Origin of the sequence: Anabaena sp. WA102, from assembly GCF_001277295.1 — a bacterium.
GTDB lineage: Bacteria > Cyanobacteriota > Cyanobacteriia > Cyanobacteriales > Nostocaceae > Dolichospermum > Dolichospermum heterosporum.
Genome location: NZ_CP011456.1, coordinates 3,992,163 through 4,007,633, shown reverse-complemented (window position 1 = coordinate 4,007,633; position 15,471 = coordinate 3,992,163). Strand labels below are relative to the sequence as shown.

The window sequence follows — 15,471 nt, the reverse complement described above, 5'->3', positions numbered from 1 at the left end:
CAGAGGTCACAGAGAGAAGAAAAATTCTTGACTGAATTGTATTGGACTATAACGGACATTTAAATTCACTTTTTACCTACTGTTAACTAATCCTTTCAAAAAAGTAAAAATCTTGAAAAATTCTCTCCTAACCTCTTTCCTCCAGAGGAATAAGGGTTTGAGAGATTTTTGCGTTAGGTGGTTGAGTATTTTTTTATTTGGAAGTCCCTTAGTTATTCCCCTGTTTCTGCTTTCGCAATTTCTAACATTGTCTTAATCACAGAATCAGGGTTGAGACTAATAGAATCTATACCTTGTTCAACTAAAAAACGAGCAAATTCTGGATAATCGCTGGGTGCTTGTCCACAAATACCAATTTTGCGACCATTTTGTTTAACAGTAGTTATGGCTTTGGCAATTATTCTTTTAACAGCTTCGTTGCGTTCATCAAATAAATGTGCCACTAATTCAGAATCTCGATCTAATCCTAATGTTAATTGGGTTAAATCATTAGAACCAATGGAGAAACCATCAAAGACTTGGCTAAATTCATCAGCTAATAAAACGTTACTTGGTAACTCGCACATAACGTAAACTTCTAAGCCATTTTCGCCTTTAACTAAGCCATTTTTTGCCATTTCTGCTAATACTCGTTTTCCTTCTTCGGGAGTGCGACAAAAGGGAACCATGAGAATCATATTGGTTAAACCCATTTCTTCTCTTACCCGTTTCATAGCTTGACATTCTAATGCAAAACCTTCACGATAACGGGGATCATAATAACGAGAAGCACCACGCCAACCAAGCATGGGATTTTCTTCTTTGGGTTCAAATTGTCTACCACCTAAAAGGTTTGCATATTCGTTACTTTTGAAATCTGATAATCGGACAATTACAGGTTTGGGATAAAATGCTGCGGCTATTGTACCTATACCTTGCGCCAATTTAGCAATAAAGAATTCGGCTTTATCTTCATATTGGGCTGTTAATTCAGTAATTTTATATTTGGCAAGTTCATCTTCTAATTCGTCAAAATGTAATAATGCTAAAGGATGGGCTTTAATATGATTAGCAATGATAAATTCCATTCTCGCTAAACCAACACCATCATTAGGAATTGCGGTTAAACCTAAAGCTTCTTCAGGATTACCCACATTCATCATTATTTTGGTGCGGGTTCGCGGTAAGTTATCTAATGGTAATTCTTGAATTTCAAAGTTTAACAAACCTGAGTAAACTTGACCTGTTTCCCCTTCTGCACAACTAACAGTAATCTCTTGTCCTGTTTGTAATATTTCTGTTGCATTTCCACAACCAACTAATGCAGGAATACCCATTTCTCTGGCAATAATTGCTGCGTGACAGTTACAAACAACTACAGGAGTATATTTATCCGTAAAAACCAGATAATTATGATGATCCGCAACAGTTATATTATAAACTTCAGCGTCTACTGCATCTGCAACTTTAATAACTCGTTGCATCCGAATATTACCTTGCAGAAGTTGTTCAAATTGACCTATTTCACGGAGTTGTTTATCAGAAATTAGGAGATTTTTATCTTCTCTAAGTTTGATTTGTCCTGTAACATTGTCACCAAATAGTTGATTAGTAGCAAAGAAACGAGTTTGAATAGTTCTTCGATAAACATCTCCTTTGACTCGTTGAGTATATTCTAAAATTCGCTCTAATTTTTCTACAATTTGGACATTGTAGATATGACGATTTCTGGTAACTTGAGGAACAGTATTGATTTTCAAACAAGCAATAATGACAGCTTGTAGTAAGTTCTCTTCAGAGATATAGATGTTAATGCGATTATTAGCATAGCAACCATCACCATCAATCACACCTCCTAAAAAGTGATAAGCAACTTCTGAAGTGTTTTCCAGGAGAATTTGAGTAATTTGTTGTTCTTTTTGTTTTAAGTCATAAGCTATAGCTTTAGAATAAATACGATAAGCTGTAGCTTGTCCTTTTACCTGTTTTCCTCGGATGTAACCTGAAGATACTGCTTTCTCACAAGGAGTAAAAGATTTACCATAAACAGCATTCATTTTGTCATTCATAGTAGCTATGAATGCTTGTTTTTCTGGTAAACATTTTTGAATAAACTGGACTTCCCCATGAGTTCGACTAGTGTAAATTGAACCGTCTGTGATGATTCCCCCAATCAGATAAGCTAAATCAGCTTCTTGATTTTTGTTGTCACCTAATGTGGGAATATTCTGAGATACAAGCACCATTTCCTGAGTATCTAACATTTCTTGAATCTCAGTTTTGATATATTCACCATTCCGCAGGTTGACCATTTTATGATCAGGAGTTAATCGCAGGATATTATCTGTGACTCTCCCACTTTGAGATACACTCACACCAATTGTTTTAGATGTCCGTTTCATGGCATCTGTAATGGGTTTCCATTCCATTTGATGGGTTGTGGTGTTGAGGGCTAAAGTTGATAATTCTTGATATCCTTGTTCATAAATTTGCTGAATGGTCATAAAACCTTGATTGGTGAGAATTTTTGTCTCTCCATCAAAACAAGTCCTCCCACCAGAGTTAGTGACAATAGCACTAGCTTTTTTCATAATCGGTTCCCAGTCGGGGTCTGTGCGGTTAGTAACTAACACTTCTCCGGCTTGAAAGAGATTAATATCAGGAACATCTAAAATTACTCTAGCTTGTCCTTGACCAATCATTTCGCCAACGCTGCGACCTGTTAATAAAACTTGACTTTTTTCTTGGAGTTGATAACTTCTGAGAACGGTTTTTGATTTTTGTGATTGAACTGTTTCTGGTCTAGCTTGGACGATAAATAACTCACCAGTTATGCCATCTTTTGCCCATTCAATATCCATTGGGGTGGATATTCCCCGAATTTGGGAATAATGATCTTCAATGATACAAGTCCATTCCGCTAGTTGGAGAATTTCTTGATCATTTAGGGCAAATTGATGACGTTCAAGTTGAGGAACGGAAATATTTTTGGTTAATTTTGATCCGCCTAGATCATAAACCATTTTAATTTCTTTTGTTCCCAACCGCTTTTGGAGAATGGGTTTATATCCTTTTTTTAAAGTTGGTTTAAATACTAAATATTCATCTGGGTTAACTGCACCTTGAACGATGTTTTCACCCAAACCATAAGCAGCGGTAATTAAAGCGGCATTTTGAAACCCTGTTTCTGTGTCAATGGAAAACATGACTCCAGAAGATGCTAAATCAGAACGTACCATTTTTTGGACACCGACTGATAAGGCTACTTCAAAATGATCGAAACCTCTTATTTGTCTGTAGGAAATTGCCCTGTCTGTGAAAATAGAGGCAAAGCATTTATGGCAAGATTCTAATACACCTTTGATGCCATGAACATTCAGGTAGGTTTCCTGTTGTCCCGCAAAACTAGCATCTGGTAAGTCTTCCGCTGTAGCACTAGACCGAACAGCTACATCAGTATTAATACCGTATTCTTCACAAAGATTTTGATAGGATTTAGCGATCGCTCCTTGTAATTCTAGCGGAAATGGGGTTTCCAACATCAATGATCTGGCTTTTTTCCCACATTCTTGCAAATTATCCATATCTTCGACATCTAAATCTGCAAAAATCTTCCTCAGTTTTGCCTCTAACCCAGCCGCAGTAATGAAGTATCTATAAGCATAAGCCGTAGTCGCAAATCCCGTGGGAACTTTTACCCCTTGAGAACTGAGTTGTTGAATCATTTCCCCTAAAGAGGCATTTTTACCACCTACTAGGGGAATATCCGCAATTCCTACGGTATTAAAGGGTAATACTAAAGCTTCTTGTGTAATTTGGCTATTTTCTTGGTTGCGTTTAATTTCCAACATATTCTGAGATTCCTTAAATAGCTACTGTTATTTAATTCAGAACCCATTCTGTTTATGCACGGACAGTTTAAAGATGTTGCGAGGATATAGAGGAGGGGACGGGATTTACTACCAGATGTCTCATCCATTTATGATTACTCTAGTTTAGAGTGTAAATAAATATAGAGGCAATATAGCGAAATATTACGTAATATATTGTTCTTGCAAATATTCTCACAATCCCCCCATCCTTGAGAGTTAAAATTCAGGAATGTACATAAGAAGTTTTATTTTATCTCAATTCATTACATGACTACATTTAGCCAACCGCTTGCAAAGAAGGACTTAAAACTATTATGCCTCAATGCCCTTGTTGTTCCGATTCACTCTTACACCATATTCGTGGTACTGAATCTTATTGGTTTTGCCGCAGTTGTTGGCAAGAAATGCCTGTATTAACCCAACGTCATACCGCTGAAGTCCCAAGACCCATTTTAGCAAAGTTAACTAAAAAAATCGCCCCCCCAGAATATCGTCTTGGTTCTTATTGTTTAATTCAACCAAATTCTTTTCAATCAAGATTAGAGGGAAAATTCTCTCGCTAAAGCTGGAATATAATTTATTTATTACCAAATAAAATTTCAAGAATGATTGTAGCTTGCTTCCCGAAGGGTACGCAGATGAACGCAGATGAATTAATGGATTTATTAGTTTTTACAATATCTATGTTCTACTGTTATTTATTACCAAATCTGACTTAAATCTAAAACAAATCCGGGTAATAAATTCTCACCAGTTAATGTTTGGGGATTGTCTAATTCTTCAACTACACAATTGGGACGATAAATAAATACTTTCCGTTGTTTTCTATCAATTAACCATCTTAATTGTGTACCATTATCTATATATTCTTGCATCTTTTCTTGCAGAATCTTTAAATTATCAGTTTCTGAACGCAATTCAATAATAAACTCAGGACAAATAGGAGCAAATTTTTTCCTTTGTTCTGCTGGTATTGCTTCCCATTTTGTGCGGTTTATCCAAGCTGCGTCAGGAGAACGCACTGCACCATTAGGTAAGGTAAAACCACCACTAGAACCAAATCCTACTCCTGTACCATTTTGCTTTGTCCAAACACCTAATTCACCGATTAAATTAAAATTACGTCCACCTGTTTCTGAATCTGTAGGAGACATAAGAGACTTCCAAATAAAAAAATGTCCCAAAACTAACGCAAAAACCCTCCCTATTTCTTCTCTCTCTGTGTTCTCTGTGCCTCTGTGGTTCGTTTGTTCATTTATTTATTGGGATAATTTATTTCCTGGAAGTCCCTAATTAATAAATCTCCAAGATGGTTACGTTCGATTCTCAAATCACGGTTTAACTGACAGAAATCAAAAAATTGATCATCATTCATGATGATATTGGGTTGCATTTTTAAAACCATTGGTAAGAAAAACATTGTTGCGTATCGTATAAGGGTTTAGCAATGCTAAACCCCTACATGATTTTAAAATTCTCCAGCTAATGCGGGAATACAACGTTCACACAGTAAAGGATGTTCTGCTGATTCACCCACATGGGGAGAATAGTTCCAACAGCGATCGCATTTGTGATAAGATTTCCCTTCATCCTCATAGTCTGCGGCATTAACTACCCCAATATCCCAATTATCTTCACCTTGAACTCGCAGGGTTTTCAATCCTTTTAATGTCTCAGGAGTATCTAATAATTGGACTTCAGAAGTGAGGAATAAATATCTTAATTCATCAATTCCATTCCCGCTAACATTTAAAGGTTCAATAGCAGCGCGTAATTTTTCATCACTAAGATAAATCAATGCAATAGCTTCTAAAGAAGAACCAATTAACTTTTCTGTCCGCGCTTGTTCTAAAACCTTATTTACATCACCACGAATTCGTCGCAGTGTTTTCCAAAATTCCGCTAATTCGGGATTATCCCATTTATCATCCACTTGCACCCAACCAGCTTGGAAAACTGATTTATATTGGGTTTCGTAGGGGATAAATTGCCAGATATCTTCCGCAGTATGACATAGAACAGGGGCGATCGCTCTGGCTAAATTCTCCAAAGCAACTTGCAACACCGTTTGACAACTACGACGACGGAAAGCATCAGCAGAACTGATATATAATCTATCCTTCGCAACGTCTAAATAAAAGTTCGACAAATCCACAACGCAGAAATTCTGCACAGTTTGGAAAAAGCGGAAAAACTGGAAACTATCAAAAGCGTCCGTCACCTCATTAAACACCTCACGAATGCGGTGTAACATATACTTATCCAAATCTGGCAAATCATCAAAAGCTACAGCATCTTTGAGAGGATCAAAATCATGCAAACTACCCAATAAAAACCGTGCTGTGTTGCGAATCTTATTTCTGACATCCGCTAATTGCTTGATGATGTTACCACCCAACCGCACATCACCAGAATAATCAACCGAAGAAACCCACAACCGCAAAACATCCGCACCATAAGCAGGTTGTTGTTTTTGGTTAGTCCCACCTTGAATCATCAACTGAGGGTCTACCACATTCCCCACCGATTTGCTCATTTTTCGTCCATTTTCATCCAAGACGAAACCATGAGTTAACACAGTTTTATAAGGTGCAATGCCATTAACCGCCACACTGGTTAACAAAGAAGATTGAAACCAACCCCGATGTTGGTCAGAACCTTCCAAATACATATCAGCAGGATAGCATAACTCCGGTCTTTGCTTGGCCACAGCCGCCCAAGATGAACCAGAATCAAACCAGACATCCATTGTATCTGTACCCCGGCGGTAACTCTTGCCATTATTGCAGTATTGTTCCGGTAACAACTCCTCAACCGACAACTCCCACCAAGCATCAGAACCCTTTTCGGCAATAATAGCTTGAACGTGGTTAATCGTGTCCGCATTCAGCAAAACTTCCCCAGTTGCTTCATCATAAAACACCGGAATCGGCACGCCCCAAGAACGCTGACGAGAAATACACCAATCGGATCTTTCTGCTATCATCGGCGTGATGCGGTTCTCACCTTGTGCCGGAATCCACCGCACAGATGAAATAGCCTTTAAAGCCTCATCCCGAAAACCAGCCACAGAAGCAAACCATTGTTCAGTAGCGCGGAAAATCGTCGGTTTCTTCGTTCTCCAATCATAAGGATACTTGTGAGGATAAGCCTCCTCCTTCAACAGAGAACCAGCCTCGCTTAAAGCGTCAATAATCGCTTGATTCCCCTCACCCAAAACATTCAAGCCAGAAAACTTACCAGCCTCATCCGTAAAATTCCCACTATCATCAACAGGGGCAAGAATCGGCAAACCGTAACGCTGACCAACAATATAGTCCTCTTGACCATGACCAGGAGCAGTATGCACCAAGCCAGTCCCCGACTCAGTAGTGATATAATCACCACCAACCACCACCGGACTTTCACGGTCAAACAAAGGATGACGGTAAATAGTCCCTTCCAAATCCTGACCAGAGAATTTAGCCTTTACAGTCAACTCACAATCTAAAACCTCTCCCAACCGTTCCACCAACTCAGCCGCAACAATCAGATATCTGCATTCCCTTTGCGCCTTTGCGCCTTTGCGTGAGACCTCCACAACCACATATTCCAACGCAGCATTCACAGCCACAGCCAAATTACCGGGGATAGTCCAGGGTGTAGTAGTCCACACAGCCACGCCCAAATCAGGCAAGAAGCCATCCAAACTAGCCTTTAACCCTTCAGCAACCTTCACCACCGAAAAAGCGGCGTAAATACTGCGAGAAACGTGACCTTCAGGATATTCTAACTCAGCTTCTGCTAAAGCTGTTTTAGAACTAGGACTCCAATGCACAGGCTTTAGACCGCGATAAATATAACCTTTGAGGAACATTTCCCCAAAAACGCCAATTTGCGCGGCTTCGTATTCTGGTTTGAGGGTTAAATAAGGATTTTCCCAATCACCCCAAATCCCATAGCGTTTAAAGCTTTCCCGTTGTTCGTCCACCGTCTTCAGTGCGAACTCTTTCGCTTTTTGACGCAATTGCAAAGGAGTGAGATTTTGCCGTTCTGCCTGTTTCATATTTTGCAGAACTTTCAACTCAATGGGCAATCCGTGACAATCCCAGCCAGGAACGTAGCGAATTTTACGACCTTGGAGCAAATGGTAGCGGTTAATAATATCTTTGAGAATCTTATTTAAAGCATGACCAATATGCAACTGGCCGTTAGCATAGGGAGGACCATCGTGCAGTATAAATAATTCACCGGGGTTGTTTTCAGCCAGTTGAGAATAAATGTGGTTTTCTTCCCAGAATTTTTGGATTTCGGGTTCGCGCTTGATTGCGTTTGCCCGCATATCGAAGTTAGTCTTGGGTAAGTTGACGGTATCTTTGTATTTTCCAGTTTCGGTCACAATCTCATGCCTAAATGTAGGTGTGCAGGTTATCCGATCAATTATAAGTCGTCGGTTGGGTTGAGAAAACCCAACAACGCTTATTGGTATTTTGGAGTTAATGTTGGGTTTCACTTTATTCAACCCAACCTACAGGACTGAACAAGTATAATGAGGTACTTTTTATTATAAATTAAATATATTATTACTCCTATCACCACAATGAAAAACAACGTAGCATTACAGAAAACTGATCAAGGCTGGAAATTTATTGATGAGTCTGAATTAGAAACCTTTGTTTGGGAGAATTTAGAAGAAATATTTCAACTAAAACCCTTAACACGCCAATTATATATAAAAGGAGAGATTTGTGATATTGTGGCAATTAGCAAAAATAATCAACTGACTATTATTGAATTAAAAAATACAGAAGATCGTTATGTTATTAATCAACTCACACGCTATTATGAAAATTTCTTAACGGGTGACAAGGCGGTTGAAGATGAGATGTGGCAATAATTTGAGAAAATAAGGGAGTAAAAAAATAGGGACAAAGAAGCCCCCGAAGCAAAAAATGTTACCACAATCATATCAAACAATTTTCCGAAAGCATTTGAGTGAACAGCAGTATTTGACACTAGAGATATTGTTGTTATTAATACAGGCTCATCGCCAAGTAAAACTGTCAAAATTGGCCAGCTTGTTTCCCCAACCAATTAAATATGAAAGCAGGAAACGTAATCTACAAAGATTTTTAGGAATAGGTAAACTCTGCGTAAAATTATTATGGTTTCCATTGATAAAATATTGGATTAGACAATCGTTAACACCAAAACAACTGAATCGAGAACAGCGCCGTTATTTTCATAAAAAACAGTATCAAAAATATGGTTATTGGATGGTAGCACTGGATAGAACACAGTGGAAGGGGCGAAATATATTTATGGTGACATTGGTATGGGGTACTCATGCCCTACCACTATATTGGGAAACATTAAATCATGTCGGAAATAGTAATTTACAAACACAGAAAAGATTAATAAAGACAGCAATAAAGTTGTTAAAAAAATGTCGAATTGTGGTGTTAGCAGACAGAGAATTTCATAGTCCAAAACTGGCTAAATGGCTTGATGAGCAAGGAGTTTACTTCGCTTTACGCCAGAAGAAAAACCTTTATTTTCAAGAAAAACCTGAACAAGAATATCAAGTTCTTAAAAATCAAGGATTTAAGCCAGGAATGTCGAGATTTTATGAAAAAGTTAAATGTGGTAAAGGGGATGAATTAGGCTTATTTAATATCGCTGTTTATTGGAAGAGAAAATATCGGAACTCTGGACCAAAAGAACCTTGGTATATCTTGACGAATCTACCAACTCTCCAACAAACTTTATGCCTCTATAGATGTCGATGGGGAATTGAGCAATTCTTTAAGGATTGTAAAACTGGTGGTTATAATTTAGAGGATACTAAAGTAAATGAAACTCGCTTTTTAGCTTTAGTATTATTGATTGTCATTGCTTATAGTTTAGCCACTATGCACGGTCAACGGATGAAAAAATTAGGTATAGAGACTTATGCCGGACGTATTCAACAACATCAGGACAAGTACCCACGTCAAAGTGATTTTAGCTTTGCTCTCTACGGACAACTATGGATTTATGGTATGGAATTATGGGCTGATTTAGCTCTGAATTTAATCAATCTCAAGCCTCATAAACGCCTCTTTTTTCAACGGGGCTTTCAGGCTCTATCCCTTATGAAACAAGCTCTTTAGCCGCCTTGTCACCCGTTAAGACTGTAACCACACTGATACAAATGAAAATGTGTCCAGAACTGGATAATCTTTTTTGGGCAATGGTTTCAATATTGTTTTGACCACTTCTGGAAAATTCTTTAAGCGCATAATTTGATAATTCTTTATCTAGATTTTTTTAGATTGTATCAAATTATGGTACTTTTTTTTAATCTTTTCCTAACATTCAACACTTCTGTCTTACTTTAAAATAGAAACTACTTACAATTGCCACAAATTATGATCAACCCCCAAATTTTAGAAGCTATTAAACAAATGCCTAATGTCGAAAGACTAGAGATAATAGAATTTGCCTTAAAACTCATGCGTGAAGAAATGCAAAATCCTCAAAAACTGAGCTTAACTGCTGCTGCGGAAATGATGCGTTCTTATTATGAAACAGAAAGCAGTTTAACAGAATTTGTTGATACTTATAATGAAGATTTTTATGAGTACCAAGATTATGCGTAGAGGTGAAATCTGGCTGTATAATGCTGATCCCACAGTAGGGGATGAAATTAGCAAAACCCGACCTTGTATCATTGTTAATAATGATGATATAGGTACTTTACGCTTAAAGGTTATTGTACCTATTACCGGATGGAACGAAGTTTTTGCACAAGTACCTTGGATGATACGTATTGAAACAACAGCAGAGAATAATTTAAGCAAATTATCCACAGCAGATACTTTTCAAATTCGTTCAGTTTCTCAACAACGACTAATTAAAAAAGTGGGAATAGTTGCGGAAGAAATTATGCAGGAAATTAGTAATGCTTTAGCTATTGTTTTGAATATTAAATGACTAAAAATACACCCAATTTACTAGACGTAGTAGCACTCACAATTGATTTACCTGAATATAATTTATTGCGTGGTCAAGTTGGTACAATAGTTGAATTATTAGCTGATGGTGCTGCGTTTGAAGTAGAATTTAGCGATTCCCTTCGGGATAGCTTCGCTTCACGCAATGGACAAACTTATGAATCTATTGGTTTACGTCCAGAGCAAATAATGGTGTTACATTTTTAGGATAAGGGAGGTGTTATCCAATTTTCATATTCTAAATTAGGGATATTTTGAAAGTGCTTAATATTGGCAGTGATTAAAACGCATTTATGATGAATTGCTGATGCTCCAGTCAGTAAGTCGAGGGGAGTAATTAATAAACCTCTCTGACGTAAATCTTGATAAATAATACTGGCAACATTAGCTGTATCTATATCAAGGGGTAAAATCTCGCTGCTATTGGCAAGAATTTCAAATTGCTGCAAAAGATTTCTAGCATCTTTATACAGCAATCCACTTTTGATTTCGTAATAGGTAAGAACAGAAAAAGTTAGATAACTATGAAATTGTTGATATTCACGGAATTTTTTGACAACTTGTGTTTCACCTCGCAGAAAATATGAGAGGATATTAGTATCTAGTAAAGCTTTTTTCACAGTTCAATTTGCCTTTTCAAGTCTAGTAATCTTTGTTCTGCAATCTCATGTTCGAGGTTTTGTAAAAGTATAGTTTCTTCAGCATTCGCAATACCAGCAAATTGCATAAAATCTATAGTTTTTGGATGCAGTAGTTGTTGACGCTGTGCTAATTGTTGGAAAATCAGTTGAGCAATTTCATTCTGTTCATCTTCAGGTAGCCGGGAGACGACAGCATAAGCTTGTTGTAAGAGATTAGTCATAGTTTTTTGTCGCCATTATCAAAAATTTTGGTAAGTTGATAAAACTAGATTAATTTTATCACAAACATTTTATCTTTCATAAGAAAACTTTATTTTTTGTAAATTTATTTTAAATAAAATTGTGTTTTGTACTACATAACCACCTGTTAATGAACGAAGAAAAAATACCTTTGGAGATTCTGTTAAAGTCACATTTCCACCTAAGCCGTAAGTTGCAAACTTTCTTTTTTTAATGCTAATTTTCGTGGAGATTGACCCCATTTTTTCTGATGTTCTTGCCAAGCTTCTGGCATTTCATCCCATATTCTACCATCTAATAACTTACCTCCAGCTTTAGAAGTTCTACCACCGATTTGCTTAAAGAAAAATGCAACCTCTGCTTTTTGGCATTGGTCACGAATGTCTTCAGCCCATTCAATATTCATTGGACGATGTTTTTGACCAGATTCTCCACCAACAATGACCCAATCAATATTTGTGAGGTCAAGATTTAATGAACCTAACAATGGTTCACAGGAAAGAAAACGCACATTTGCAGGAACTTGACGAAGTAAATCAATACGAGAAACATAACTTTGATTTTCCACTGATACACCTAACCAGATATTTTTATGAAAGTCTAGATGTGGTGCTAATTCAACTAATCTTTCAGGTCTTTTTGTTAATATTTGATATATGTGATGAGGCGTAGCATGAATCACTTTAAAGACCTTTTGAATAAAATCTAAAGGTACTTCTTCATGAAAAAGATCACTCATTGAATTAACAAAAATTCTACTAGGAGTACGCCATTTTAAAGGTTCTGTCAATCTTTCTGGATGTAGAGTTAAATCAAATCCATTTTTAAAATTATTAGGAAAGCGTTTAGTAATAGCTTCTGCGTAGCAATGCACACAACCTGGACTAACTTTGTTACAACCAGTTGTGGGATTCCAAGTTTTATCTGTCCACTCAATACCTGTGTTTATACTAGACATGATGATTTAACCTCAGTCAGTTATGAATTTTGTAAGTTATCTGGATTTGATGTTTTTAATTCGTATGTACTATAATATAACAGATTTTATGAGTATCGAAAATAATTTTCTCCTAACTTACAATTTTTTATTTTTGCAGGTTTACAATATATAAAGTCATCCACAATAGACTTATGACACTAACCCTCAGCTTACCACCAGAATTAGAACAGTATTTAATACAAGAAGCACAACAGCAAGGACTTTCTGTGGAAACATACACATTGGAACTTATCCAAAAATCTATTTTCCAATTAGAGAAAAATTCATCTCTTGAAGAAACACCCACAGAAATTGTCATTGAAGGTATTCATCAGGGAATAAAAGAAGCATTAAGTGGACAAACTATACCCCTTTCACAAATGTGGGAAGGAATAGATGCAGAATAATAATGAACCACTACTAATTGAAATTGCTCTTACTCCTCGTTTTCAAAGGGATTTAAGAGAACTGGCTAAACGCTATCGTTCAATTCGTAGTGATGTTCAACCTTTAATTGATCAACTACAAGCAGGTGAAATTCCTGGAGATAGAATTGCGGGAATTAAATATCAAGTTTTCAAAGTTCGTATTAAAAATAGTAACATTCAAAAAGGAAAAAGTGGAGGATATAGGGTGATTTATTATCTGAAAAATGCTCAAGGAATTATACTCACTACAATTTATTCTAAATCTGATCTGACAGATGTGAGTAATGAAATAATTGAACAAGCAATAGCTCAATATGAAGAAGGAAAGACAATTCTAGATGACTAAAAGTATGCCCCAATTACTAGACGTAGTAGCACTCACAGTTGATTTACCTGAATATAACTTGTTACGTGGTCAAGTTGGTACAATAGTTGAATTATTAGCCGATGGTGCTGCGTTTGAAGTAGAATTTAGCGATTCCCTTCGGGATAGCTTCGCTTCACGCAATGGACAAACATATCAATCTGTTAGTTTACGTCCAGAGCAAATAATGGTTTTACATTTTGAGCCAAAATCCCCTAATTTAGTACCGGAAATGGTTACAGCGTAAGTAATTGTGGGTTGGGTTTAACTTTGTTCTACCCAACCTTCCGGACTTTGTTCCCATTCCTCTTGACGACGCTTAATAACTGAATGACCAAAAATAGAGTTGAATTGTTTGAAGATTGCTTGAACTGTTGTAGTCATGGCTTGAAACCTTTTTAAACTTAATTAATTTGGTGGTTGTGATTATTAAAATGTTATTGTTTAGTAATAGATTAGGTTGAGAAAACCCGACACTACTCATCAGTAGTATACCATAAATGTTGGGTTTCATTTCATTCAATCCAACCTACTCGTTGCCAATATCATCATCAAAAATAATTTCCTCACCCGCACCCCACATCATGTCATACATACCTTGACGCACAGCGCGATAAAAACTTGAATATTCCCAATCTTTTGGTGCTGTTACCAAATCATGTTTCACCGGATTATAATGAATATATTCAACATGATATTGAAAATCTATTTCATCTCTAATTAAATGTTCCCAAAACCGATATTGCCATATAGCCCGTTGTTTTTTCTTTTTTCTAGATACGGATATTTCTTCTGGTGAAATAGTTTCACATTTACGACTAAAATAACTTTTAATTAACCGCCAACGGGTAGAAAAATCATGATAATTTTCTGGTAAAGTCCAAATACAGTGGACATGATCAGGTAAAATAACAACAGCATCTATAATAAATGGATGTTTCTGTATTACATAACCAAAAGCATATCTTAATAAAGAAACATTTTTTGGTAAACATAATATTTTTCGTCTTTTCTCTGTCACCACTGTAAAAAAGTATGTTCCTCCTGCCACTTTAGCGCGGCGATATTCCATACTATAAATATCCTGTGATTAAAGTTGTGTTTTATAATCTTGATTTTACCCCGTAGGTTGGGTTGACGTAAGGAAACCCAACATTAATTATAATAAGTAATGGGACAGAATTAATTGCACAACTTATTTTTCTGTCACTTGTCACCTGTTCCCTCTCTCAACAAGTGAATTTAATTTTGTCCGACTACTTATTCTGGTGGGTGGTTTTGGGTAAGTTGACGGTATCTTTGTATTTTCCAGTTTCGGTCACAGTTTCAATGTAGGTGTGCAGGTTATCCGATCAATTATAGGAGATGGTATGATTGATTGTAGGGTGCGGTGAGCGATCGCTTGTTGCTGAACTGAGGAAAGATTAGTCAGTAACCCAGCCCTAAATGGACTGGGCCTGTAAGAGAAATCAAGCAAGCCGTACTGACCAGGCCACCCTGAGCGGGCTTGCCCTGAGCGAAGTCGAAGGGAGTCGAAGGGTAGCCGTTATTTGAGTCACGACACCCACCGAATGCGTTCGCGCCAGCCTGCCGTAGGCATAGCTAGTTCCCTGCGCTGTCATTTGCAACTAAACAGTTTTAAGGTCAGTGAAACAGTGTTGCAAGTCTAAAAAGCTCTTATAACAGGTCGTTCGCGCAGCGTGCCGTAGGCATCAGCTAACATTACCCCAGAAATGGGAGGCTATGAGTGAGCAAAACATTATGCGTACAGAGTTGGGAAATTTGAATCGGTAATTGTCCCGTTGAAGTGAATTACAAAAGCACCCCAAATTTCCCAACTCCAAGGCGGTAATGAAAAAATATTCAAAGCGGTTAAAACCTGAGTTTCCCAGTTACCGAGTATTCTTATGGTGAAACTCGAGTCCTTTCTGCTCTAGGATCTTTTATTCCCGTAAAGTGGTGCAGAAACTTACTGGTAATCTCTTTGCTGTCTA

At 37.1% G+C, this 15,471-nt stretch carries 15 protein-coding genes and 2 pseudogenes; 9 read left to right on the top strand and 8 right to left on the bottom strand.

Going from position 1 to position 15,471, the window contains the following annotated elements; all coding sequences use genetic code 11:
- Window positions 1-212: 212 nt before the first annotated feature.
- A complete protein-coding gene (gene ppsA / locus AA650_RS17435) occupies window positions 213-3,830 on the bottom strand; it encodes a phosphoenolpyruvate synthase (RefSeq protein ID WP_053539973.1) in 3,618 nt (1,205 codons plus the stop codon).
- A gap of 335 nt (window positions 3,831-4,165) precedes the next feature.
- Here ppsA and AA650_RS17430 point away from each other — a divergent pair, with 335 nt between their 5' ends.
- Entirely contained in the window at window positions 4,166-4,414 is a 249-nt protein-coding gene (locus tag AA650_RS17430) for a hypothetical protein (RefSeq protein ID WP_039204343.1), read from the top strand.
- 138 nt (window positions 4,415-4,552) lie between these two features.
- Here AA650_RS17430 and AA650_RS29495 read toward each other — a convergent pair.
- Window positions 4,553-5,271: pseudogene (locus AA650_RS29495) on the bottom strand (Uma2 family endonuclease).
- 48 nt (window positions 5,272-5,319) lie between these two features.
- Window positions 5,320-8,229 carry an isoleucine--tRNA ligase gene (ileS, locus tag AA650_RS17420; RefSeq protein WP_053539972.1) on the bottom strand — a complete coding sequence of 970 codons (2,910 nt, stop codon included), beginning with the start codon at window positions 8,227-8,229 and terminating at the stop codon, window positions 5,320-5,322.
- 201 nt (window positions 8,230-8,430) lie between these two features.
- Between ileS and AA650_RS17415 the strand changes: the two genes are divergently transcribed.
- Together AA650_RS17415 and AA650_RS17410 are read left to right on the top strand one after the other, a co-directional pair.
- Window positions 8,431-8,727 carry an endonuclease NucS domain-containing protein gene (locus tag AA650_RS17415; RefSeq protein ID WP_053539971.1) on the top strand — a complete coding sequence of 99 codons (297 nt, stop codon included), beginning with the start codon at window positions 8,431-8,433 and terminating at the stop codon, window positions 8,725-8,727.
- A 55-nt stretch (window positions 8,728-8,782) separates the two neighbouring features.
- Window positions 8,783-9,982: an IS4 family transposase gene (locus AA650_RS17410; RefSeq protein ID WP_053537530.1), complete on the top strand. Its 1,200-nt coding sequence runs from the start codon at window positions 8,783-8,785 to the stop codon at window positions 9,980-9,982.
- 24 nt (window positions 9,983-10,006) lie between these two features.
- Here AA650_RS17410 and AA650_RS29490 read toward each other — a convergent pair.
- Window positions 10,007-10,111: pseudogene (locus AA650_RS29490) on the bottom strand (IS4 family transposase); the annotation flags it as partial.
- A gap of 129 nt (window positions 10,112-10,240) precedes the next feature.
- On the opposite strand from AA650_RS29490, the gene AA650_RS17405 reads away from it, so the two are divergent.
- Genes AA650_RS17405 through AA650_RS17395 form a run of 3 tightly spaced genes read left to right on the top strand, consistent with a single transcriptional unit; the run spans window position 10,241 to window position 11,032 of the window.
- Window positions 10,241-10,471 (top strand): hypothetical protein, encoded by a 231-nt coding sequence (locus tag AA650_RS17405; protein ID WP_053539970.1) that lies wholly within the window; start codon window positions 10,241-10,243, stop codon window positions 10,469-10,471.
- Complete coding sequence (locus AA650_RS17400; RefSeq protein ID WP_053539969.1) at window positions 10,464-10,805, top strand: type II toxin-antitoxin system PemK/MazF family toxin; 342 nt, start codon at window positions 10,464-10,466, stop codon at window positions 10,803-10,805. Before AA650_RS17405 ends, AA650_RS17400 begins: the two co-directional genes overlap by 8 nt.
- Window positions 10,802-11,032 carry a DUF4926 domain-containing protein gene (locus AA650_RS17395; RefSeq protein WP_053539968.1) on the top strand — a complete coding sequence of 77 codons (231 nt, stop codon included), beginning with the start codon at window positions 10,802-10,804 and terminating at the stop codon, window positions 11,030-11,032. The genes AA650_RS17400 and AA650_RS17395 overlap by 4 nt, the downstream gene beginning before the upstream one ends.
- On the opposite strand, the gene AA650_RS17390 is transcribed toward AA650_RS17395, so the two are convergent.
- The 3 genes from AA650_RS17390 to AA650_RS17380 all read right to left on the bottom strand — a co-directional run bounded on the left by AA650_RS17390 (window position 11,029) and on the right by AA650_RS17380 (window position 12,664).
- Window positions 11,029-11,445 (bottom strand): type II toxin-antitoxin system VapC family toxin, encoded by a 417-nt coding sequence (locus AA650_RS17390; RefSeq protein WP_053539967.1) that lies wholly within the window; start codon window positions 11,443-11,445, stop codon window positions 11,029-11,031. The genes AA650_RS17395 and AA650_RS17390 overlap by 4 nt on opposite strands.
- Window positions 11,442-11,687 (bottom strand): hypothetical protein, encoded by a 246-nt coding sequence (locus AA650_RS17385; protein ID WP_053539966.1) that lies wholly within the window; start codon window positions 11,685-11,687, stop codon window positions 11,442-11,444. Before AA650_RS17385 ends, AA650_RS17390 begins: the two co-directional genes overlap by 4 nt.
- Window positions 11,688-11,887: 200 nt before the next feature.
- Window positions 11,888-12,664, bottom strand: coding sequence for a DUF5131 family protein (locus AA650_RS17380; RefSeq protein WP_053539965.1), 777 nt, complete (start codon window positions 12,662-12,664; stop codon window positions 11,888-11,890).
- A gap of 173 nt (window positions 12,665-12,837) precedes the next feature.
- Between AA650_RS17380 and AA650_RS17375 the strand changes: the two genes are divergently transcribed.
- Genes AA650_RS17375 through AA650_RS17365 form a run of 3 tightly spaced genes read left to right on the top strand, consistent with a single transcriptional unit; the run spans window position 12,838 to window position 13,724 of the window.
- Window positions 12,838-13,092, top strand: a complete 255-nt coding sequence (locus AA650_RS17375; protein ID WP_193964919.1) for a hypothetical protein — start codon at window positions 12,838-12,840, stop codon at window positions 13,090-13,092.
- Complete coding sequence (locus tag AA650_RS17370) at window positions 13,082-13,459, top strand: type II toxin-antitoxin system RelE family toxin (RefSeq protein ID WP_039202178.1); 378 nt, start codon at window positions 13,082-13,084, stop codon at window positions 13,457-13,459. Before AA650_RS17375 ends, AA650_RS17370 begins: the two co-directional genes overlap by 11 nt.
- Window positions 13,452-13,724, top strand: a complete 273-nt coding sequence (locus AA650_RS17365; protein WP_053539964.1) for a DUF4926 domain-containing protein — start codon at window positions 13,452-13,454, stop codon at window positions 13,722-13,724. Before AA650_RS17370 ends, AA650_RS17365 begins: the two co-directional genes overlap by 8 nt.
- Before the next feature lie 282 nt (window positions 13,725-14,006).
- Here the strand turns inward: AA650_RS17365 and AA650_RS17360 are convergent, their stop codons facing one another.
- The gene (locus tag AA650_RS17360) at window positions 14,007-14,549 is read right to left on the bottom strand and encodes an REP-associated tyrosine transposase (RefSeq protein WP_053539963.1); all 543 of its coding nucleotides are present in this window, start codon (window positions 14,547-14,549) and stop codon (window positions 14,007-14,009) included.
- Window positions 14,550-15,471: the final 922 nt, after the last annotated feature.